The 22419-nt window shown below is 70.4% G+C and carries 16 protein-coding genes and 1 pseudogene; 7 read left to right on the forward strand and 10 right to left on the reverse strand.

Features of this window, described 5'->3' with window-relative positions:
- The first annotated feature begins 385 nt into the window (after positions 1-385).
- On the forward strand, positions 386-1012 hold the full coding sequence (locus WQO_RS27695) for a TetR/AcrR family transcriptional regulator (protein WP_010059462.1): 627 nt from the start codon (positions 386-388) through the stop codon (positions 1010-1012).
- Between the two features lie 104 nt (positions 1013-1116).
- Here WQO_RS27695 and WQO_RS27700 read toward each other — a convergent pair whose 3' ends face one another.
- Complete coding sequence (locus WQO_RS27700) at positions 1117-2883, reverse strand: ABC transporter ATP-binding protein (RefSeq protein ID WP_010059461.1); 1767 nt, start codon at positions 2881-2883, stop codon at positions 1117-1119.
- Positions 2853-3074 (reverse strand): annotated as a pseudogene (locus WQO_RS35375) (ABC transporter ATP-binding protein); the annotation flags it as partial. The pseudogene WQO_RS35375 and the gene WQO_RS27700, both read right to left, overlap by 31 nt.
- Between WQO_RS35375 and WQO_RS27705 the strand changes: the two are divergent.
- Together WQO_RS27705 and WQO_RS27710 are read left to right on the forward strand one after the other, a co-directional pair.
- The gene (locus tag WQO_RS27705; RefSeq protein WP_237274228.1) at positions 3034-3771 is read left to right on the forward strand and encodes a thioesterase II family protein; all 738 of its coding nucleotides are present in this window, start codon (positions 3034-3036) and stop codon (positions 3769-3771) included. The pseudogene WQO_RS35375 and the gene WQO_RS27705 overlap by 41 nt on opposite strands.
- Positions 3772-3869: 98 nt before the next feature.
- Positions 3870-6719, forward strand: a complete 2850-nt coding sequence (locus WQO_RS27710; protein ID WP_010059455.1) for a toll/interleukin-1 receptor domain-containing protein — start codon at positions 3870-3872, stop codon at positions 6717-6719.
- Between the two features lie 86 nt (positions 6720-6805).
- Here the strand turns inward: WQO_RS27710 and WQO_RS27715 are convergent, their stop codons facing one another.
- From WQO_RS27715 to WQO_RS27730, 4 genes are all read right to left on the reverse strand, one after another.
- The gene (locus tag WQO_RS27715; RefSeq protein WP_010059452.1) at positions 6806-7585 is read right to left on the reverse strand and encodes a hypothetical protein; all 780 of its coding nucleotides are present in this window, start codon (positions 7583-7585) and stop codon (positions 6806-6808) included.
- Between the two features lie 294 nt (positions 7586-7879).
- Positions 7880-9409 (reverse strand): helix-turn-helix domain-containing protein, encoded by a 1530-nt coding sequence (locus tag WQO_RS27720; protein ID WP_010059451.1) that lies wholly within the window; start codon positions 9407-9409, stop codon positions 7880-7882.
- A 173-nt stretch (positions 9410-9582) separates the two neighbouring features.
- The gene (locus tag WQO_RS27725) at positions 9583-10230 is read right to left on the reverse strand and encodes a TMEM175 family protein (protein ID WP_010059450.1); all 648 of its coding nucleotides are present in this window, start codon (positions 10228-10230) and stop codon (positions 9583-9585) included.
- 39 nt (positions 10231-10269) lie between these two features.
- Positions 10270-10722: a RidA family protein gene (locus WQO_RS27730; RefSeq protein WP_010059449.1), complete on the reverse strand. Its 453-nt coding sequence runs from the start codon at positions 10720-10722 to the stop codon at positions 10270-10272.
- Between the two features lie 207 nt (positions 10723-10929).
- Here WQO_RS27730 and WQO_RS27735 point away from each other — a divergent pair, with 207 nt between their 5' ends.
- Together WQO_RS27735 and WQO_RS27740 are read left to right on the forward strand one after the other, a co-directional pair.
- A complete protein-coding gene (locus WQO_RS27735; protein ID WP_010059448.1) occupies positions 10930-11364 on the forward strand; it encodes a VOC family protein in 435 nt (144 codons plus the stop codon).
- Positions 11365-11397: 33 nt separating this feature from the next.
- Positions 11398-12378 carry an aminoglycoside phosphotransferase family protein gene (locus WQO_RS27740; protein ID WP_010059447.1) on the forward strand — a complete coding sequence of 327 codons (981 nt, stop codon included), beginning with the start codon at positions 11398-11400 and terminating at the stop codon, positions 12376-12378.
- Here the strand turns inward: WQO_RS27740 and WQO_RS27745 are convergent.
- Together WQO_RS27745 and WQO_RS27750 are read right to left on the reverse strand one after the other, a co-directional pair.
- Positions 12353-12688: a YnfA family protein gene (locus WQO_RS27745; protein WP_010059445.1), complete on the reverse strand. Its 336-nt coding sequence runs from the start codon at positions 12686-12688 to the stop codon at positions 12353-12355. The two genes, WQO_RS27740 and WQO_RS27745, sit on opposite strands and share 26 nt — an antisense overlap.
- A 35-nt stretch (positions 12689-12723) precedes the next feature.
- Positions 12724-13611, reverse strand: a complete 888-nt coding sequence (locus WQO_RS27750) for a MerR family transcriptional regulator (RefSeq protein ID WP_010059444.1) — start codon at positions 13609-13611, stop codon at positions 12724-12726.
- A 336-nt stretch (positions 13612-13947) separates the two neighbouring features.
- Between WQO_RS27750 and acnA the strand changes: the two genes are divergently transcribed.
- Positions 13948-16662: an aconitate hydratase AcnA gene (acnA, locus tag WQO_RS27755; protein ID WP_010059442.1), complete on the forward strand. Its 2715-nt coding sequence runs from the start codon at positions 13948-13950 to the stop codon at positions 16660-16662.
- Positions 16663-16753: 91 nt separating this feature from the next.
- On the opposite strand, the gene WQO_RS27760 is transcribed toward acnA, so the two are convergent.
- The gene (locus tag WQO_RS27760; RefSeq protein ID WP_029182183.1) at positions 16754-17383 is read right to left on the reverse strand and encodes a hypothetical protein; all 630 of its coding nucleotides are present in this window, start codon (positions 17381-17383) and stop codon (positions 16754-16756) included.
- A gap of 98 nt (positions 17384-17481) precedes the next feature.
- Here WQO_RS27760 and WQO_RS27765 point away from each other — a divergent pair, with 98 nt between their 5' ends.
- A complete protein-coding gene (locus WQO_RS27765) occupies positions 17482-18102 on the forward strand; it encodes a histidine phosphatase family protein (RefSeq protein WP_010059438.1) in 621 nt (206 codons plus the stop codon).
- A gap of 122 nt (positions 18103-18224) precedes the next feature.
- Here the strand turns inward: WQO_RS27765 and WQO_RS27770 are convergent, their stop codons facing one another.
- A complete protein-coding gene (locus WQO_RS27770; protein ID WP_029182182.1) occupies positions 18225-22106 on the reverse strand; it encodes a GH92 family glycosyl hydrolase in 3882 nt (1293 codons plus the stop codon).
- Positions 22107-22419: the final 313 nt, after the last annotated feature.

Raw genomic sequence — 22419 nt, forward strand, 5'->3', positions numbered from 1 at the left:
TCGGTGACACGCGGATACCTGTTAACGGGTTGTGGGGGTCCGGTGGGGGTGTCGGCGACGGCGTGCCGTTGGGGGAGTGAGGCTGGTGGTACGGAAGGGGCCCCCGGGGCACGCGCGGCATGATCCTATGCCGTAAGACGCGCCTTCGGATGGGTAAAGCATCGAAAAAATGCACACCGATCGCACAACGGTGAGTCTTCTTCGCTCACAAGTGAGCAGAAAACAAAGCGCTTTGAGGGGCTGCGGCCGGTTCGGTGGCGGTCTGGTGCCGGTCAGGTGCCCCACGATGACGTGCACACCTGCGGTCGATCCGACGCGGACCCGACGGTGCGCGAGGGCCACCCCATCGCCGGTGCGCCCCCGCCCCACACGTAATCTCCGTGGCATGAGTGTGCGCCGAATCACCCCTGGCCGCCCGCGAACCAAACCCGCCGAGGAGCGGCGCGCCGACCTCCTGGACGCGGCCGAGGGAGTCTTCGCCGAGCGGGGAGTCGATGCTGCTCGGATCGACGAGATCACGGAGCGAGCCGGCGTCGCGATCGGCACCTTCTATCTGCACTTCAGCTCCAAGCGCGACATCATGCTCGCCGTGCAGTCCCGCTTCGTCGACCGGCTGGTCGAGCGGCAGCACGCGGCGGTGCAGAACCTGCCCGCCGACGACTGGACCGGACGCGTGGACGCCTGGCTCAGCGACGCGGTCCGCGCCTATGTGGAACATGCCGAACTGCACGACGTGCTGTACGGCCACACACCGATCAACGCCAGGACGGAGATCCAGGTCAGCCCCGAGAACGCGCATGTCGAGGCGTTCCGGCGGCTCATCACCGAGCGCCCCGATCCGCCGGCGGACGCCCCGAACCCCGCCATGGCGGCGCTGCTGATCCACAGCGCCTGGTACGGCGGCACCCATGCCCTGCTGCACCACGAGGCCGATGACATCGACCGGATGGCCGACGAGCTCATCGCCGACATCACCGACCTCGCCCACCGCTATCTGCGTTCCGACGTCTGAACCGCGCCGTCGACGCTCCTGGCTGTGGACCGCCGGCAGCGGAACGGTTCGGTGACGCGCCCGTCGGGGCGCAACCCCGGCCGGCGGCTGTCAGTGGCTACCGGTCAGTGACTTCCACCGGCGATGCGCCAGTGCCGCGCCCGTTCGTACGGTGAACTCAGCCGCGCGAACGTCCCACCCGTGCGCAGCAGTTCCTCCCGGGTCCCGGACTCCACGACCCGGCCCCCGTCGAGTGAGACCACCAGGTCGGCGGCCTCCAGGGTGGCGGGGCGGTGGGCGATCACGATCACCGTACGGTCGGGGTCGGCGCCCAGGTTCGCGATGGCCCGGGTGATCGCCGCCTCGTTCTCCGGGTCGAGAGCGGAACTGGCCTCGTCGACGAGGACGATCCGCGCCCGCTTGAGCATCGCCCGGGCGATCGCGACGCGCTGGCGTTCGCCGCCCGTCAGCTGCGCGCCGCCCTCACCCACCCGGGTCTGCCAGCCGGCGGGCAGCCGCTCGATCACCTCGTCGAGCCGCGCCGCGGTGGCCGCCTCCCGCAACTCGTCCCAGGTGGCCTCCGGGCGGGCCAGCCGCAGGTTGTCCTCGATGGTGACGTCGAACAGATAGACGTCCTGGAAGACGATGGCGATCTCGTCGAGCAGGGTGGTCGGGTCGAGTCGGCGCACATCGACGCCACCGATGCGCAGCTTGCCCGAGTCGATGCCGAAGAAGCGGGCGATGAGCCGGGTCACCGTCGTCTTCCCGGACCCCGACGGCCCGACGCGGGCGGTGGTGCTGCCCGCCGGACAGCGCAGGGAGACGTTCCGCAGCGCGGGGGTGTCGCCGCCCGGATAGGTGAAGGTGACGTTCGCGAACTCGACCTCCGCCTCGTCGATCCGCCGCACCGGCTCGGCCGGAACCGGCAGCGCCGGAGTGGAGGACAGCTTCTCGATGCGCGCGATCTGGTTCCCCAACGCGCGCAGGGCGCCGATGAGCTCGATGAGATTGCCCAGCGGCTCCGGGAAACGGGCGGCCAGGACGAGCAGCACGATCGCCGTGGCGGCCTCGATCCGCCCGCTGAGCATCAGCTCGGCGGTCAGGGCGAGCACGCGACGAAACCGGCCATGATCACACCGGTGAAGACGAAGAAGGGCTGCCGCGCGCGCCGCATGCCCTCCCGGTACGTCTCGCGGTGGTCCTCCAGCGCGGCGCGCATCCGGGGAGTGCCCTCGGCGTGCCCGGCGGCCCGCAGGACCGGCTGGGCCCAGCTCGATCGCCCGGCCGGCGACCCCGGCCGCCGCCCGCTCCAGCTCGATCTCGGCGATCTCGGAGATCCGCGCGGCACGGCGCAGCGCCAGACAGGCGACCAGGGCGACCGCGCACAGCAGCAGCGCCATCCGCCAGTCGACCGTGAACGTCACGACGACGACCGTCGCGGGCAGCAGCGTCGAGGTGATCACGGGCCCGCCGATCGTCACGGCCAGATGCGCGGCGCTGCCGACGTCCGCGGTCACCGCCCGCGCGAGCCGGGCCTTGTGCTCGGCGGTGAACCAGCCCAGCGTCAGCGTGCTCACATGGTGCATCAGCCGCCGGCGCGGCTGCGCCGCGAGCGCGCCCGCCGCGGCGAAGCCCACCGGGGTGGCGACGATGCTCAGGACCGCGTACACCGCCGCGCCCACCGCGCCGAGCACCAGCCAGGTCGTGGCCGCGCCGATGTCCGGTTCGGGGCGCACGACGGCGTCCAGGATCGGGATGAGCAGGGCGAGCAGCAGACCCTGGAGCACCGCCTGCGCCGCGGTCAGCAGCCACAGCCGGGCCAGCAGTTTCGGATTCGGCCAGAGTCGGTACAGGCGGCGGATCAGGCGAGCACCCCTTCCTTTGCGGCCCACATGCGGGCGTACAGCCCGTCGAGCGCGAGGAGTTCTTCGTGGCGGCCCTGTTCGACCAGCCGCCCGTTCTCGAGTACGAGGATCTGGGCGGCGCCCGCGATGGTGTGCAGCCGGTGGGCGATCGCGATCACGGTCTTGCCCACCGCCAGGTTGGCCAGGGCCTCCTGGACCGCCGATTCGCTGTCGGCGTCCTACGCGGGGGGCAACGCCCAGACGTACGTCCTATGGCGCCGGTACCTGTCACCGGACATCGAGGTGTGCCCCATGCAGCTCCCCGGTCACGGCGAACGGATCGGCGAGCCGCCCCGCCACCGCTGGGACGACCTGCTGACCGACGTCCGCACCCGACTGGCCGACCTGACGAGCCCGTCGGACCGCCCGATCGCCCTGTTCGGCCACAGCCTGGGCGCGCTGCTCGCCTTCGAGTGCGCCCGGAGACTGGTGGCCGAGCACGGCATCCAGCCGGCCCGCCTGCTGGTGTCGGGCCACCGGGCTCCCGACCTCCCCCTGCGCGAGGAGACACTTCACCACCTGCTGGACACGGAGTTCCTCACAAGGCTCAGCGAACGGCCGCGCACGCTAGGCGCGTTGACCGACCCCGAGTTCCGCAAACTCCTCCTGCCCATGCTGCGGGCCGACTTCACCGCGTCGGAGACCTACGCGTTCCGGGAGGGTCCGTCGCTGACCTGCCCGATCACCGCTCTGGGCGGCGAACGGGACGAGGACGCGACCCTGGGCGAGGTCGCCGCCTGGCAACGGCACACCACGGGCCGGTTCGAGCTGACCGCCTTCCCGGGCGACCACTTCTTCATCGACGACGCCTGGGAGGCGGTGGTGACCATGGTCGGCGACCGGCTGCGGTCACGAGCGGGGAGCACACCGAGGTAAACCTGCCGTGACACCGAACCCCACGTGCCATCCTGCGAGTTGTCGGACGGGGGAGCGCCGGAAGCATCGGGGCGCCGGGCACGTGGGGGGAAGGGTCGATGGAACGCGACGGGTTCATCTCGTACAGCCATGCGCGCGACCGGGAGCTGGCGCAGGCCCTGCAGCGGGGGATGCACAGACTCGCCCGGCCCTGGACACGCCGTCAGGTGCTCAGCGTCTTCCGGGACACCACGAGCCTCTCCGCCAACCACGACCTGTGGTCGTCCATCCTCGGTGAGCTCGAACGGTCCCGGTACTTCATCTACCTCGCCTCACCCGAGGCGGCGGCCTCGCGCTGGGTCCAGAAGGAGATCCGGTTCTGGCTGGACAACCGGTCGCCGGACCGCATCCTCATCGCGGTCGGCTCCGGGACCGTCCACTGGGATCCGGCGGCAGGTGACTTCGACTGGTCCCGGACGACGGCGCTGCCGCGCATGCTCGAAGGGGTGTTCCGGGCCGAACCCCTCTGGGTGGATCTGGTCGAGGTCCGCCGGAGCCGGAAGTACTCCTTGCGCCAGGCGGAGTTCAGAAGCGCGGTCGCCGCCCTCGCCGCACCCCTGCACGGCCGCGGCAAGGACGAACTGGACAGCGAGGACCTCCAGCAGCGTCGCATCGCCCTCCGCCTCCTCCGGGGCGCCGTCACCGTCCTCTCGCTGCTCCTCGTCACCTCCCTCGCCGCGGGCGGCTACGCCTGGCAGAAACGTGGCGAGGCTCTGGACCGGGCCCGTGTCTCCGCGTCGCAGGCGCTCGCGGCCCATTCCATGGAACTGGCGGACGCGGACCCGCGGAAGGCCGCCCAGTTCGCCCTGTACGCGCGGGAGGCCGCGCCGACCAGCGAGTCGACGCGGGCGCTGGCCCGGGCGGTGGACGCCAACAGCAGCGTCGCCCGGCATCTGCTGGGCGGTCTGGGCGCCGCGGCCGACTACATGGGCTCGGGAGGCGCCGCCGCCACCCAGGTCGCCGTCAGCGGGGACGGCAGCACACTGGCCTACTTCTCCGACCTCGGCGGTGAGGCGGAACAGGGCGGGGGCGTGCAGGTCTACGACATCCGCAAGGGCCGGGCGATGAAGTCCCTCAAGGCCCGATGGGCCCTGGGCGGAGGAGCACTGGAGCTGAGTGCGGACGGCCGGATCCTGATGCTGGAGACCGCCTACAACCGAATCCAGATCTGGGACGTCCAGCGAGGGAAGCTGCTCCGTACGATCACTGCGAGCGAGGGCGAGGATCTCGCCCAGGCGCTCAGGCACCTGCACGCCTACGCGCTGTCCCGCGACGCCCGATGGATCGCGGCCACGTACCACACACCCGGCGAGGAGGAGACCCAGCACCTCACCGTCTGGAACGTACGCACCGGCGAGCGCGTCGATCACCGGCGGGCCGAGGGGGATCTTCGGCTCTCCTTCTCCGCGGACTCCCGTCTCCTGAGGGCACTGGACGCCTCCCGGGGCGAACTCAGCACATGGAATCCGCGAACCCGGCAGTGGAAGAGCGACGGCAGGCTGCCGGACATCCCGGCCGAGGCCCGCTCCATCACCCTCCCAGGCAGCGGCGATACGGCCCTGTTCGGCTCGACGGACAAGGAGAAGGCGGAACTCTGGAATCTCTCCACCGGCGAGCGGCTCGCCTCGGCCACGGGTTCGCTGCAACGGGCCGTCCTCCCGGCGGACGGCTCCGGTCCGCTCGTGGCCGCCCAGGGAAAGCAGGTCTCCGTCCTGGACTCGAAGCTGCGCCCGCTGCGCACCCTGGGCTCGTTCAGCTGGGCCGTCAGCAGCGTCGCGGCCTCGGACGACGGCCGCTGGGTGGCCGCCGGGTCCGGTGACGGGGCCGTCTCGCTCTTCTCCGCGGACGGAGCGGGCCTTCACCGAACCCTGCCGAACCAGGAACGCCTGAAGGCGGGGGAGTTCGGCACCGACGGAGGGGTCGCCCACCGGTCCGGACCGGAGGGTACGGAGCTTTGGACCGTATCCGAAGGCTCCGGCGGATTCCGGAGACTGGGCCGGATCCCCCGCCCGCTCCACGAACAGGACTCGGCGATCGCCGCCACGGCCGACGGCAGCCGGGTCACCGTGGTCGACCAGGGCGTGTTCTCCTCCTGGGACCCCCGCACCGGGGAACAGGTGGGAGAGGAGAAGGCTTTCGACGACTATGAGCCCGAGTCGGGCCAGAGCTTGCGTCTGTTCTATCTGCCGGACGACATCCATGTGGTGACCGCCTGGTCCCGCGGCGTTCTCCTCATCGACACCCGGACCTGGAACGTGAAGCAAGTCCTCCTCCCCGGGGACGGCATGTTCCAACTGCTGGCCATGAGCGGCGACCGGAAGACCCTGGCGGCCGTCGATTCGGTCGGGGGCGATGTGCACGTATGGAGGTGGTCGGGCAACAGCACCTTCGAGGAGGTCCTGTCGGCCGGGGGGCTCGCCTCAGCCCTCAGGATCCCGAAAGCAGCCGTCAGCCATGGGGGCGAGAGACTGGCCTCGGTGGACGCCGACGGCCGTGTCTCGCTCCTCGACATCCGTACGGGCCACGTCGTCCTCACCTCCGTCGTCCAGGCGCCGGGACCCCAGGACATCGTCTTCAGCCGCGACGCCCGCACCCTGGCCCACGCCTTCACCACCGATACCCGAAGCGGCCTGGAACTCTGGGACGCGGGAAACGGCGAGTACCTGGGGCAGTGGCCGCTGGAAACCCCCACCCCGCCCACCGACGCGGAGGAACCCGCCCTTCGTCTCGCCCCCGGCTCCGGCAGCGACGTCCTCACCCTGGACTCCGGCGGGACCCTTCTGCGCCGCTCCCTCGACATCGCCGACTGGCGCGCCAGGCTGTGCCGCATCGTGGACGACCCGCTGAGCAAGGCGGACCACGACCGGTACCTGACCGATCTGACCGTCGACGCGCCCTGCCGGTCGTAGGGGGGCCTTGCGGTCCGGGGAAGAAGTCCTACGAGGTGACGCCCGGTTCCCCGCCGAGAGCAGGCCGTCCGCGCCCACCCGCCCCCTCAGCTCCGGGTACGTGGGAGGCCGTCCGTCGAGGACCTGTCGTCGCTGCCATTACCGGCTCCGGGCGAGCGGGGAGCGGGAACGACCCCGATCAGCGCCTCGGCCTCACGCACACCGGCGAGCCGGGCGAAGCCGATCGCGTACTCGTAGATGTCCCGCTGGACCTCCCGTAGCGCGGCCCGGCACGCCGCGTTCTCCGGCCACGCCGACTCCTGCCCGTCGGGGTGTGCCCGCTCGAACTCCTGCAGACGCGGGTGCCATTGGGACAGGAAGGGCCTCAGCGCCTGGTTGAGCATCGTGATGGCCAGGTACTCCACGGTCTGCCCGCTCGGCACGGTGGCGGTGGGGCGGCTGGCCTTGAGCGTCTCGCGCGTCGTCGCGAAGAGCCCGTACATCGAGCTGAGCGCCTCGCGGACCACACCCTGGTCGCTGGCGAGCGGCTGGGTGGACACCCGCGTCACCGTCTCCACGAACATCTGCCAGGCCACCTGCCGCGCATCGTTGTTCACCGCGAAGGTGAGCTCGCTCAGCTGCGGGACCGTCACCTTCACCTCGGTGAGACGGGCGGTGCGCTGGTACCACTGGACCGCCAGCACCGCCGCCGCGCCCGCCACACCACCGGTGATCGCGAACAGACTGCGGTTCGTCACCTGGGTCAGACTGAAGACCGCCAGCCCGGTGAGCGCCCCGATGACGGCGGCACCCAGCAGCCGGAACGTGGTGCCCCTCAGGACCCTCCACCTCGGGTTCGGTGCCCCTCCGGGCTGCGTTGCGCTCATCCGTTCCCCCGGTCCCTCATGCCATGGCGTCACCGTGCGATGCACGGCCCGGCAATGTGACCGGGCGGTACGAAGATATCGCCAACAGCCGGGCCACGGGCTCAAAAGACCTTTCGGGCAGAGGTGTTGGCCCTGCCGACCCGCCCATCCAGCGGGAGGAGAAACCTGCTCCTGCATGCGGCGGACCCGACGCCATCTGATGACCGCGCCCGACCACGCACCGAGACGCAGCACCGCTTCGCCTTGTGGAACCACATCGTGCACTAGTCCCCACGGGGCACGACACCCCGCTCGTCAGATGTCCCGAAAGATTTCGATCTGTGCCCCCACCGAGTTGAGCCGCTCCGCCAGCTCCTCGTAACCGCGGTTGATCACATAGACGTTGCGGAGTACGGAGGTGCCCTCGGCCGCCATCATCGCCAGCAGCACCACCACGGCGGGCCGCAGGGCGGGCGGGCACATCATTTCGGCGGCGCGCCAGCGGGTCGGGCCCTCGACCAGGACCCGGTGGGGGTCGAGGAGTTGGAGGCGGCCGCCGAGGCGGTTGAGGTCGGTGAGGTAGATCGCGCGGTTGTCGTAGACCCAGTCGTGGATCAGGGTCTGGCCGTGCGCCGCGGCGGCGATCGCCGCGAAGAACGGGACGTTGTCGATGTTGAGGCCGGGGAACGGCATCGGGTGGATCTTGTCGATCGGGGCCTCCAGCTTGGAGGGCCGCACCGTCAGGTCCACCAGACGGGTGCGCGCGTTGTCGGCCGCGTACTCCGGGGTGCGGTCGCAGTCGACGCCCATCTCCTCCAGGACGGCGAGCTCGATCTCCAGGAACTCGATCGGCACCCGGCGGATGGTGAGTTCGGACTCGGTCACCACGGCGGCGGCCAGCAGGCTCATCGCCTCGACCGGGTCCTCCGAGGGGGAGTAGTCCACGTCCACGTCGATCTGCGGGACCCCGTGGACGGTGAGCGTCGTCGTGCCGACCCCGTCGACCCGTACGCCCAGGGCCTCCAGGAAGAAGCACAGGTCCTGGACCATGTAGTTGGACGAGGCGTTGCGGATGACCGTCGTGCCGTCGTGGCGGGCGGCGGCCAGCAGGGCGTTCTCGGTCACCGTGTCGCCGCGCTCGGTCAGCACGATGGGGCGGTCCGGGGTGACGGTCCGGTCGACCTGCGCGTGGTAGAGGCCCTCCGTCGCGGCGATCTCCAGGCCGAAGCGGCGCAGCGCGATCATGTGCGGCTCGATCGTGCGGGTGCCCAGGTCGCAGCCGCCCGCGTACGGCAGGGTGAACTGCTCCGTCCGGTGCAGCAGCGGCCCCAGGAACATGATGATCGAGCGGGTGCGGCGCGCGGCGTCGGCATCGATCGCCGCCAGGTCCAGCTGCGCGGGCGGCACGATCTCCAGGTCCACACCGTCGTTGACCCAGCGGGTGCGCACCCCGATGGAGTTCAGCACCTCCAGGAGCCGGAACACCTCCTCGATCCGGGCCACCCGGCGCAGGACCGTACGCCCCTTGTTGAGGAGCGAGGCGCACAGCAGCGCCACGCAGGCGTTCTTGCTGGTCTTGACGTCGATGGCCCCGGAGAGCCGCCGGCCGCCGACGACCCGCAGATGCATGGGTCCGGCGTACCCGAGCGACACGATCTCGCTGTCGAGGGCTTCACCGATGCGGGCGATCATCTCAAGGCTGATGTTCTGGTTGCCGCGCTCGATGCGGTTGACGGCGCTCTGGCTGGTGCCGAGAGCCTCGGCCAACTGCGTCTGTGTCCAGCCCCGATGCTGACGGGCGTCACGGATGAGCTTGCCGATACGTGCGAGGTAGTCGTCTGACATGTCGGCAGGCTATCTCAGATATGAGATGAGGATGCTGTGTGGGTGTGCCGTTCGAGTGACAGGTGTGTACCGGCTCCGCGCGCCGGGTCTCCCCATCGTCGCCCGCGCGGGCGGAGACGGCGCGGTCGGTGCGTCCGTACGGGGACGGGCCCGGGCCCCGCCCCTGCCGGTGCTCAGCTTGCCCGGCCGTGCCGGCGGGCGGTGGCGCGCTTCCGGTGGGTGAGCTTGACCGGGACCAGCGCGAGCCAGCACCACATGGCCGCGGGAGGCGAGACGAGATAGGCCACCGGCACCGTCGCGGCGAAGAGCGCGGCGGTCGAGGCGAGATCGGCGGTGACCGCCCGGCCCACTTCGCTGCGGGAGGCCTCCGTCGCATGCTCCGTCTGCCGCCGGCCCGCAAGGAACATCGCCAGCTCCAGCAGGTTCGTGACGGCGACCATGCCCGCGTAGACGGCCACGGCCAGCGGGCGCGCGGCGTACTCGGACAGCAGGGCGGTCGGGAAGGGGACGAGAGCGATGGCGCCCAGCCACAGCAGCGCGAACCGCAGCGCCACCCCCTCGAAGCGCGGGACCAGCCGCACGATCAGCCGATGGTCGCGCCAGAACCCGGCCAGGATCGCGAAACTCAGGGCATAGGCGCCGAGGTCGGGCAGCGCCTGGCGCACGGCGTCGGTGAACGCGTCCTTGTCCAGGCCCGGTTCGACATGGAGGTCCAGGACCAGCAGGGTCATCGCGATGGCGAAGATCCCGTCGGACAGGGTCGTCAGACGGTCCGCGCTCTTCTCGTCGGCCTTCACGTCGGCGGCTCGGGCATCGCTCACCCGCCTCAGGGTGAGGGGGCGACGAGGCTCACCCCGTCATTACGCCGACGGCGGGCAAGCCGGTCCTTCGGGCTCCGGCTCGTCGAGGACGGCGGCCACGGCTTCGATCTCGACGAGCTGATCGGCGTAGCCGAGCACGGTGACGCCCATCAGGGTGCTGGGCACGTCGTGTTCGCCGAAGGAATCCCGCACCACCTGCCAGGCGGTCACGAGATCCTCCTGCCGGGCCGATGCCACGAGGACTCGGGTGCTGATGACGTCCTCGACCGAGGCACCGGCGTCGGCGAGCGCGGTCCGCAGATTCGTGATGGCCTGCGCCGCCTGTCCCGCGTAGTCCCCGACGGCCACGGTCTCGCCCTGCCCGTCGAGCGGGCACGCACCGGCGAGGAAGATCAGCCGGGACCCGGCGGGCGCCGTGGCCGCGTAGGCGTACTCGGCAACGCCGGAGAGGGTACGGGAACGGATCAGCGAAACGGCGCTGGTGCGGGTCACGGTGGGTGCGTCTCCTGCGGAGTAGGGCGTCGCGTGCCGGCTGCGTACGGGGTGATCCTTTCAGCGCGCTCCGGATTCCGCCCCTCCTTTTGCACGGCGGCTCGCACGGCGGCTCGCACGGCGGCTCGCGTCGCGACTCGTGCAGTGACCCGTCCGGCGGGGAAATTCTGATGCCCGTCGAACGGCATCCCCCCCTAGGGTGGCCCGATGACGTCGATCAGGCAGGTCCAGATCACCTTCGACTGCGCGTCGCCCACGCGCGTGGCCCACTTCTGGTGCGAGGTGTTGGGGTACGTCGTACCGCCGCCGCCGGAGGGGTTCGCCAGTTGGGACGACTACTCCCTCTCCCTGCCGCAGGAGAAGCGGGACGCGGGGTTCGTCTGCCAGGACCCCACGGGGGTGGGCCCGCGGATGTACTTCCAGCGCGTTCCCGAGGCGAAGGTCGTCAAGAACCGGGTGCACCTCTGCGTGCGGGTCGGCACCGGGCTCGTGGGGGAGGAGCGTCTCGCCGCACTGGAGGCCGAGTGCGCACGCCTTCTGCCGCTCGGCGCGAAGCGCGTACGGCTGCTCCTCGCCGACGAGGAGAACGAGTCCTGCCTCGTGATGCAGGACATCGAGGGCAATGAGTTCTGCCTCGACTGACGGGCCGCGCACGCGCCGGTACCGTGGCTCGGCATGACCGACTCCGACTCCGAATCCGGCACCGCCGCCGAGATCGAGATCACGGCGGACCTGGTCCGCGACCTGCTCCGGGAGCAGCATCCGGACCTCGCGGAGCTGGCCGTCCGCGAGGTCGCGGGCGGATGGGACAACCAGCAGTGGCGCCTCGGGGACGAGCTGGCCGTACGCATGCCGCGTACGGAACGCGCCCCGGAGCTTCAGCGCAAGGAGTGCCGGTGGCTGCCCCACCTCGCTCCGCGTCTGCCGCTCCCCGTCCCGCGCCCGGTGCGGGTGGGGGAGCCGTCCGCACGTTTCCCGAAGCGGTGGACGATCATGACGTGGGTCCCCGGCGAGCCGCTGGACCGCACCTCGATCAGCCGCGGCGACCACGCGGCGGACACCCTGGCGGACTTCCTGAGGGCGCTCCACGTGGCGGCGCCCGCCGAGGCGCCGGGAGTGGTGGACCGGGGCGCTCACCCGGGCACGTACACCGAAGGCTTCGACCACTTCTTGCGGTCCGTCGCCCTCGACGGCAGGGCCGACGAGGTCCGGGCCGTCTGGGACGACGCGGTCGCCGCCCCCGCGTGGGAGGGCCCGCCGGTCTGGGTGCACGGTGACCTCCACCCCGCGAACGTCGTCGTGTCGGCCGGGACACTCTCGGGCGTGATCGACTTCGGCGACCTGTTCGCCGGGGACCCGGCGTGGGACCTCGCGGCCGCCTGGGTCGTCCTCCCCGAGGGCGCCGCCGTACGGTTCTTCGACGCGTACGCGCACGCGGACGGGGCGACGATCCGGCGCGCCCGTGGACTCGCCGCGCTGAAAAGCCTGTTCCTCATGCTCATGGGCCAGAACGGGGACCGGGGGCTTCCCGGCGGCAAGCCGGCCTGGGGGCCCGCGGGCCGGGCGGCGCTCGCTCGCGTCCTGAGCACCGACGGCCGCCAGGACGTCGCCCCCAGGCCGCGGCCGGGGTTCAGTGGCCGCGCGGCGCGTACATGATCACGGCCATGCCGGCCAGGCAGACCAGGGCCCCGATGATGTCGAAGCGGTCCGGGCGGTAGCCGTCGGCGACCATGCCCCAGGCGATCGACCCGGCGACGAAGATGCCGCCGTACGCGGCGAGGATGCGGCCGAAGTTGTCGTCGCTCTGGAAGGTGGCGACCACGCCGTACAGACCGAGCGCGATGACGCCGGCCCCGACCCACACACAGCCCTTGTGCTCCCGCAGGCCCTGCCAGATCAGCCAGGCTCCCCCGATCTCGAACAGCGCGGCGACGACGAACAGGGCGATGGAACGGGCGACGAGCACGGTGGAGGGCTTCCTGGTGAGTGGTGGGCGGGGCGTCAGTCGGTGGAGCCGAAGAGGTCGGTGAGCAGCGCGCCCCCGTCGGCGGGCGCGCGGACCTCCAGGTGCAGATGCGGACCGTCGAGGTGGATGCGGAAGTCGAAGAACGGGCAGCACTCCTGCTCCGCGGCCGCCAGCTCGGCGATGCGGGTGACCCGGTCGACGGGCAGGGTCAGCCGCAGTCCTTCGGGTACGGCGGCCCGGGTCGCGCCGGTGACGGCCTCGCGCCACCGGGCGGTGCGCTCGCGCAGCCCGTCGCGGCTCAGCGAGCACGCCACCGGGGCGGTACGCCATCGCTCCGCCTCCTCCCGGGCGGCCCGCCGCCCGGGCGACAGGACGACATCGACCGGCTGGGCACGACGGGCCCCGCCGGAGACGGCGCCCGAGCCCGGGGTCGACGAGCCCGGTCCCGGGACCGGGCCTGGTCCCGACACCGCGGCCCGGGCAGACACCGAACCCGCTCCCGTCCTCGCCCCCACCCCCGGTGCCAGGAACCCGCACTCCGGATCGCACCGCCCCGCCCGGTCCGGCAGTGCGTCCAGGTGGGCCAGGGAGCCGCGCAGGGAATCGGTGAAAGCCGCCAGCTCGGCGGCGCGGACCTCGGCCTCGGCGAGCCGGGCGGAGATCCGGGGCCGCAGATCGGCTTTCACATCGCGGCAGGCGCCGGCCTCCCACACCCCGACCAGCTCGCCGATCTCCTCCAGCGCAAGCCCCAGATGCTTGGCCGCGCCGATGAACGCCAGCCGGTCGACCGCGTCCTCGCCGTACATCCGGTACCCGGCGGGGGTCCGGTCGGCGGACAGCAGACCCGCGCTCTCGTAGAACCGGAGGGTCGTGGCCGGCACCCCGCTGCGCTCGGCGAGCTGGGAGATCCGCATGGAGGTCATGCCACCGACCGTAAACCTTCCACCCGGCTGGAAGGTCAAGGCGCCGTCGCTCCACTCCGCCGCTCCGCGCCGTCACCCGTGTCGAGCGCTGCGCGTCAAGCGGTCCGTGTGTCGGCGCGGTCACAGGGCACCTGGGCATGACCGGGCGGCGGCTATGTACTAGAGTTATCTCGACATCGAGATATCTGCCGAGGCGCACTACGGCCGCCGCCCGGTAAGGGTTACCTAACTAAGCCTTACCTTAGCGGATGGCCGGAGCCGTAGGTGGCAAAACGCGGCGCCGGCTGCCAATGAGGCGCGGCGCGGTAGACGCGCACATTGAAGAAGGAGACTGTCGTGTCGGCGAACAGCTTCGACGCCCGCAGCACGCTGCGCGTGGGCGACGAGTCGTACGAGATCTTCAAGCTGGACAAGGTAGAGGGCTCCGCGCGCCTCCCGTACAGCCTGAAGGTCCTGCTGGAGAACCTGCTCCGTACCGAGGACGGCGCGAACATCACCGCCGACCACATCCGGGCCATCGGCGGCTGGGACTCCCAGGCGCAGCCCAGCCAGGAGATCCAGTTCACGCCGGCCCGCGTGATCATGCAGGACTTCACCGGCGTCCCGTGTGTCGTGGACCTCGCCACCATGCGTGAGGCCGTCAAGGAGCTCGGCGGCGACCCGGCGAAGATCAACCCGCTGGCCCCGGCCGAGCTGGTCATCGACCACTCCGTCATCGCCGACAAGTTCGGTACGAAGGAGGCCTTCGGCCAGAACGTCGAGCTGGAGTACGGCCGCAACAAGGAGCGCTACCAGTTCCTGCGCTGGGGCCAGACCGCCTTCGACGAGTTCAAGGTCGTCCCCCCGGGCACCGGCATCGTCCACCAGGTGAACATCGAGCACCTGGCCCGTACCGTCATGGTCCGGGGTGGCCAGGCCTACCCCGACACCCTCGTCGGCACCGACTCGCACACCACCATGGTCAACGGCCTCGGTGTGCTCGGCTGGGGCGTCGGCGGCATCGAGGCCGAGGCCGCCATGCTCGGCCAGCCGGTCTCCATGCTCATCCCGCGCGTCGTCGGCTTCAAGCTGACCGGTGAGCTGAAGCCCGGCACCACCGCCACCGACCTCGTGCTGACCATCACCGAGATGCTCCGCAAGCACGGCGTCGTCGGCAAGTTCGTCGAGTTCTACGGTGAGGGCGTCGCCGCCACCTCGCTCGCCAACCGCGCCACCATCGGCAACATGTCGCCGGAGTTCGGCTCCACCGCCGCGATCTTCCCGATCGACGACGAGACCCTGAACTACCTGCGCCTGACCGGCCGCGACGCCCAGCAGGTCGCCCTCGTCGAGGCGTACGCCAAGGAGCAGGGCCTCTGGCTGGACCCGAAGGCCGAGCCCGACTTCTCCGAGAAGCTGGAGCTCGACCTCGCCACGGTCGTCCCGTCCATCGCCGGACCGAAGCGCCCGCAGGACCGCATCGTCCTCGCCAACGCCGCGCAGCAGTTCGCCCAGGACGTCCGCAACTACGTCTCGGACGACGAGGAGGCGGGCAAGGAGTCCTTCCCGGCCTCCGACGCCCCGGCCTCCTCCAACGGCGTGCCGACCAAGCCGACCACCGTGACGGCCCCCGACGGCTCGACGTACGAGATCGACCACGGCGCCGTCACCGTCGCCGCGATCACCTCCTGCACCAACACCTCGAACCCCTATGTCATGGTCGCCGCCGCGCTCGTGGCGAAGAAGGCGGTCGAGAAGGGCCTGACCCGCAAGCCGTGGGTCAAGACCACCCTCGCCCCGGGCTCGAAGGTCGTCACCGACTACTTCGACAAGGCGGGTCTGACCCCGTACCTCGACAAGGTCGGCTTCAACCTCGTCGGCTACGGCTGCACCACCTGCATCGGCAACTCCGGCCCGCTGCCGGAGGAGGTCTCCAAGGCCGTCAACGACAACGACCTCGCGGTCACGTCGGTCCTCTCCGGCAACCGTAACTTCGAGGGCCGCATCAACCCCGACGTCAAGATGAACTACCTGGCGTCCCCGCCGCTGGTCGTCGCGTACGCCATCGCCGGTTCGATGAAGGTCGACATCACCAAGGACGCCCTGGGCACCGACCAGGACGGCAAGCCGGTCTTCCTGGCCGACATCTGGCCGTCCGAGGCCGAGGTCAACGACGTCGTGGCGAACGCCATCGGCGAGGACATGTTCAACAAGTCCTACCAGGACGTCTTCGCGGGCGACGCCCAGTGGCAGGCGCTGCCGATCCCGACCGGCAACACCTTCGAGTGGGACTCCGAGTCCACCTACGTGCGCAAGCCCCCGTACTTCGAGGGCATGACGATGGAGACGACCCCGGTCGAGGACATCACCGGCGCCCGCGTCCTCGCCAAGCTCGGCGACTCGGTCACCACCGACCACATCTCCCCGGCCGGCGCCATCAAGGCCGACACCCCGGCCGGCAAGTACCTCACGGAGCACGGCATCGAGCGCCGTGACTTCAACTCCTACGGCTCGCGCCGTGGTAACCACGAGGTCATGATCCGCGGCACGTTCGCCAACATCCGCCTCCGCAACCAGATCGCGCCGGGCACCGAGGGCGGCTACACCCGCGACTTCACCCAGGCCGACGGACCGGTGTCGTTCATCTACGACGCCTCGCAGAACTACCAGGCCGCCGGCACCCCGCTCGCGATCCTCGCGGGCAAGGAGTACGGCTCCGGCTCGTCCCGCGACTGGGCCGCCAAGGGCACCGCGCTCCTCGGCGTCAAGGCCGTCATCGCCGAGTCCTACGAGCGCATCCACCGCTCGAACCTCATCGGCATGGGCGTCCTCCCGCTCCAGTTCCCCGAGGGCCAGAACGCCGAGACCCTCGGTCTCACCGGCGAGGAGGCCTTCTCCTTCACCGGCGTCACCGAGCTGAACAACGGCACCACCCCCCGTACGGTCAAGGTCACCACCGACACCGGTGTGGAGTTCGACGCGGTCGTCCGCATCGACACCCCCGGCGAGGCCGACTACTACCGCAATGGCGGCATCCTGCAGTACGTGCTCCGCAGCCTGATCCGCAGCTGATCGGCGAGTGGTACGGCGCGAGGGCCGCGCCCCGGGATGCCCGGGGCGCGGCCCTCGCGCCGTTTCCACGGCCGTGGCCTCAAGCCTCGCGTCAGTCCGACGGAGTGCGCCAGATGTCGCTGATCCGGCAGGTCGTGCCGCGCGGCACCTCACCCACGCCCTGCGCCTTCTTCACAGCGCTCCCGCCGGGCTCCAGGTCGACCACGCCCGCCCCGCCTTCCGCGACCTTGACGCCCTCCTTGTCGAGAAACTCCATCATGATGGTGTAGCTCGCCCTCGTGGACGAGCCGTTCACGACCTTCACCTTCGCCGACTGCCAGCCGATCTGCGGATCCCGCGTGCACGAGATGACCGTGACGTCCTTCTTCGCGTCGGGTTCGGTCATGGTGGGCTCCGGCGCGGGGTCCATCGGCTCCTCGGCGTACGGGTCCTCCTCGTAGGGCTCCTCCTCGTACGGCTCCGAGTAGGGCGCCTCCGACCGCGGCGGCAGCGCGATGGAATCCTGGACCGAGGACATCGCCGCGTGGACGAGCGCCACCACCGCTCCCGCCACGATGAGCCCACCGCCCACGGCGAGCGTCACGATCAGCCCCGTACGCTGCTTCTGCGGCGGTCCCGGGGGCGCGGCCCACGGCGAAGGCTGCGCCGGAGGCGCTCCCACCGGAGCCCGGTGCTCCGGCTCCGGCTGTTCGGGCGGCGGAGGCGGAAAGTTGTCGGACATGCGGTCCCCCCACGGGAAAGTGTTCAGCTGAGGGGCTTACCGTACGTGGCCCCCTCGGCCCCACCCGCACCACCTGTACAGAAAGCGAACGGACCACCATGGGCGAGCTGATCCTCATCCGGCACGGCGAGACCGAATGGTCCCGTTCCGGGCAGCACACGAGCTGGACCGACCTCCCCCTCACCGACGTCGGGGAGCGCCAGGCCCGCGCCCTCGTCCCGCTGCTGGCCGACCGCACCATCGGGCTCACCCTCGTCAGCCCGTCGATCCGGGCCCGCCGCACCGCCGAACTGGCCGGGCTCCCCGCGCCCCGCGTCACCCCCGAGCTGCGGGAGTGGGACTACGGCGGGTACGAGGGCATCACCACCCGGGAGATCCGCCGCACCCGCCCCTTCTGGAACCTGTGGACCGACGGCGTCGACCCCGGCTCCGACGAGCACCCCGGCGAGAGCCCCGCCCAGATCGGCCAGCGTGCCGACCAGGTGCTCGCGGGCGTCCGGTCGGCCGCCGAGGAGGTTCCGGACGAGGAGGACATCGCGCTCGTCGCCCACTCGCACTTCCTACGCGTCCTCACCGCCCGCTACCTCGGGCTGACCCCGGCCGAGGGGCGGCTCTTTCAGCTCGCCACGGGTGCCGTCTCCCGCCTCGGCACGGAACACGGCCGCCCGGTCGTCGCCGCGCTCAACGTCGCCCTGCCCGAGAGCCTTCAGCCGGAGTGAGCCCCGCTCGACGTCGCCTGCCCGAGAGCCCTCTGGACAGCCTCGGCGAGAACCGCTGACACGCCGGCGGCCGGCACCCCGTCCTTCCGGGGTACCGGCCGCCCACGCTCACCGCGTCACGATCAGGACAGCAGCTCCACCTCCGCGAGCGTCGCCGAACCCGTCAGCACCAGCCGGTACTGCGTGTACGAGCCGGGCTTCGCCACCGAGAACACCCGGGTCTGCTTGTCCCAGGCGAAGGACTGGCCGGAGCGGCGGTCGACGTCCTTCCACTTCTTGCCGTCCGTCGAACCCTGGAGCGTCCACCCCTTCGGGGCCTTGTCCGCCGCCGCCGAGGTCAGCGTGTACTGGACGCCCTTCGTGGCCGAGGACACCGGCAGCTCCACCGACTCCACCGTCGCCGAGGTGGCCGAGGTGTCGTCGAACAGCGCGCCGTCACCCTTCAGGGCGTCGCTCTTGGGCGTCGGGACCTTGTCGTCCTTCTGCACCGAGACCGGGGCCGCGTCCTTGCCCGTGCCCCAGGCCGACGGCTTCGGGCCCATGGCGAACTCCAGCGTGCCGCCCTTGGCCAGCACGTCGTGGGGGAGCGCCGTGGAGGTCCACTTCTTGCCGTTGACCTTCACGCCCTGCACGTAGATGTTCTTGTCGCTGTTCTTCGGGGCCTTCACGACCAGCTTGCGGCCATTGTCCATGCGGACGGTGACCTTCTTGAAGAGCGGCGAGCCGATCGCGTACTCCCCGCTGCCCATCACCAGCGGGTAGAAGCCGAGCGAGGAGAAGAGGAACCAGGCCGACTGCTCGCCGTTGTCCTCGTCGCCGTGGATGCCCTGCCCGATCTCGCTGCCGACGTACAGCCGGCCCAGCACCTCGCGGACCTTCTCCTGCGTCTTGTACGGCTGCGAGGCCGCGTTGTACATGTACGTGGCGTGGTGGGCTACCTGATTGCTGTGGCCGTACTGGCCCATCCGCACGTCCCGCGCCTCGGTCATCTCGTGGATGACCCCGCCGTAGCTGCCGACGAACTCCGGGCCCGCCGTCTCCGGCGTCGAGAAGTACGTGTCCAGCTTCTTGCCCAGACCCGCGCGGCCGCCGTACAGGTTGGCCAGGCCCCGGCTGTCCTGCGGGGCGGTGAAGGCGTAGCCCCAGCCGTTGGTCTCGGTGTAGTCGTAGCCCCAGACGCGCGGGTCGTACTGGTCCGAGGGCAGGCGCCAGTCGCCGTTCGGCTTCTTGCCCTGGAAGAACCCGGCCTTGTCGTCGAAGAGCTTGACGTACTTCTGCGCCCGGTTCATGAAGTACTCGGACTCTTCCTTGTACCGCGCCTTCTTCGTCTTCTTGTACAGCTCCTGGCCCATGCGGGCGATGCCGTAGTCGTTGACGTAACCCTCCAGGGACCAGGACAGGCCCTCGTGGGTGGCGGTGTTGGCGTACCCCTTGAAGACCGAGGTCTCCAGGCCCTTGCGGCCGACGCCGGAGGACGGCGGGGCCACGGTGGCGTTCTTGAGCGCCGCGTCGTAGGCCGCCTCGGCGTCGAACTTCACGCCCTTGACATACGCGTCGGCGAACGCCACGTCCGAGCTGGTGCCCGTCATCAGGTCCGCGTAGCCGGGGGAGGACCAGCGCGAGGTCCAGCCGCCGTCCTTGTAGTGCTGGACGAAGCCGTCCACCAGCTCGCCGGCCTTCTTCGGGGAGAAGAAGGAGTAGGCGGGCCAGGTCGTGCGGTAGGTGTCCCAGAAGCCGTTGTTGACGTACACCTCGCCGTCGACGATCTTCGCGCCGGTCTGCGTCGGGGTGTTCTCACCGGTCGCCTTGGAGAAGGGGCTGGCGTACTTGTTCTTGCCCTTCACCTTCTCGTGGCCGGAGTTCGGGTAGAGGTAGAGCCGGTAGAGGCTGGAGTAGAGCGTCGTCAGCTGGTCGGCGTTCGCGCCCTCGACCTCGACGGTCCCGAGGATGTCGTCCCAGGCGCCCTGCGCCTTGCGCTGCACCCGGTCGAAGGAGGTCGACTCCGGGATCTCCATCGCCAGGTTCTGCTTCGCCTGGTCGACGCCGATCAGCGAGGTGGCCAGGCGCAGGTTGACCGTGCGGTCCTTGCCCGCGTCGAAGCGGAAGTACCCGGTGACGTCGTCGCCCCCGCCGCCCTTCAGCTTGCCGCTGTCGGTGACCGGCGCGTCGAAGACGCCGTACACGAACATCCGGGTCGCGCCGGTGGACAGGCCGCTCTTGACGTCCGTGTAACCGGAGAACGAGCTGGTCTTCGGGTCCAGGGTGATGCCGCCGTCGTTCGAGACGTTGTCGAAGATCAGGCTGGCGTCCTTGCCCGGGTAGGTGAACCGCATACGGGCCGCGTGGTCGGTCGGCGTCATCTCGGCCTTGAGGCCGTTCTCGAACGTGACGCCGTAGTAGTGCGGCTTCGCTGTCTCGTTCTCGTGCCGGAAGGGCAGCGCCCGGGCCGTGCGGGAGGCGTCCGGGGTGCCGCTCGCGGCCGAGGGCATCAGCTGGAAGGTCTGCCGGTCACCCATCCACGGACTCGGCTCATGGCTCGCGCCGAAGGCCTGGAGTGTGGGGAGGTTGTCCGCGTTGTTGCCCCGGTGGTAGTCGTACAGCCAGCTCAGCGAACCGGCGTTGGTCACCGGCGTCCAGAAGTTGAAGCCATGGGGGACCGCGGTGGCCGGAATGTTGTTGCCGCGCGAGAAGCCGCCGCTGGAGTTGGTGCCGCGGGTGGTGAGCGCGTAGTCCGACAGATGCGCCTTGCGCTTCTCCGGCTTCTTCGGGGCGATCGAGATGTCGTCGATCCAGCCCTGGAACTTCGCCTTCCCCTTCGGGGAGTCGTACGCCACCAGGATCCGGTCGACCGTCTTGCCCGCGGCGACCGTGCCGAGCCGCGCGGCGACCTTGTTCCACTGGTTGACGTAGAGCCGCTTGGCGTCCGCCTGGCCCTGCGGGGTCAGCAGCCCGCCGTGGCTGTCGGTGGCCTTGAGGTCGCTCAGGTATGTGCCGTCGGTGAAGGCGAGGTCCACCGCGACGTGCGTGGCCGGGTAGTTCAGATCCGTCTCGCCCATCTGCGGATAGACGAGGTAGGACAGCTCGGTGTCCTTGGTGACGGCCGTGTTCACGTCGAAGATCTTGTTGTACGAGTACGCGCGTCCGTCGGGCGTGTGCGTACCCGCGTAACGCAGTGCCTTCTTTCCGGTGAATCCCGCACCCGACTTCGCGGTGGGGGAGCCGGAGGGGCCGCGGTCGGGCTGGCTGCGCATCTCCTCGGGCACCGGGGTCGAGGTGTCACCGTTCGAGAACTGAACGTCGGCGAGCTGGAGCGCGTCCGCGCCGTTGTTCTTGGTGATCTCCAGCCGGAAGTGCTGGTAGGCGGTGTCGCCCGCGAAGTCGTAACTCTTCGTCTCGTGCCGCTTGGCGAAGGACTCGCCGGTGCGGGTGTCGAGGTCGGTCCACTCCTTGCCGTCCGCCGAGCCCTGGAGTGTCCAGTCCTTCGGGTCCCGTTCGGCGTGGTCGTTGGCCGAAGTGAGCGCGTACGTCACGACCTTGACCGGTTCGTCCAGATCGAACTCGGCCCAGCCGGTCTTCGCGAACGTCAGCCACTTGGAGCCGGGCTCGACGTCGACGAGGTTCTCCTTGACCTCGCCGCCCGCGGTGTTCTCGGCGCTCGCGCGCACCTCGGTCACCCGGTCGGTCATATTGCCCGGTATGCCGGAGGAGAAGCCCCCGTCGACACCGGAGGACCGCTTCTTGCCGTCGGGGCCCTCCTCGACGGTGTTGCGCCAGTCCGGCTGCTTCTCGTCCGCCTCGAAGGAGGTGGTGAACGTCCGGTCGCCGGAGGGCTTCCGGTCCGGCGAGGAGGGCTGTGCGGTGGCGACCGCGGGGGCGATCACCACCAGGACGAGGGATGCCGCGAGGGCGGCTGCTGTGGGGGTCCGTCTCCGGCGGGGGGCCGGGCGGGGGACCGCGTGAGGGGCTGTGTCGGAGCCGTGGTTGAGGCCGCGTGGTGGCTGCATGCCGAGCCGTTCCTCCCCGGGAAAATGCCTGGACAACGTTGTCATAGCGGGATGCAAGGTCCAGTAGGGAGCCAAGTGACGGGACGTGTCAAGGGTGTTGCCGCGCGGCCCGTAGGCGAATCGGCCGGAATGGTGAAATAGCCGCCGCGGGAGGAGGGGGCGGGGCGCCGAGGTATCCGTGAGGTCTCAACTCGGGAAAGACTGCCGCCCAAACCTGCTTTCGATCTTGCTCAGTTGGCGACAAGTGGACTATACCTGTCGGCATCTGCACAGCCGTTTCACGCGGGTGTGCGCGGGGGAAACAGGAACGTCG

Source organism: Streptomyces globisporus C-1027 (genome assembly GCF_000261345.2).
Classification (GTDB): domain Bacteria; phylum Actinomycetota; class Actinomycetes; order Streptomycetales; family Streptomycetaceae; genus Streptomyces; species Streptomyces pakalii.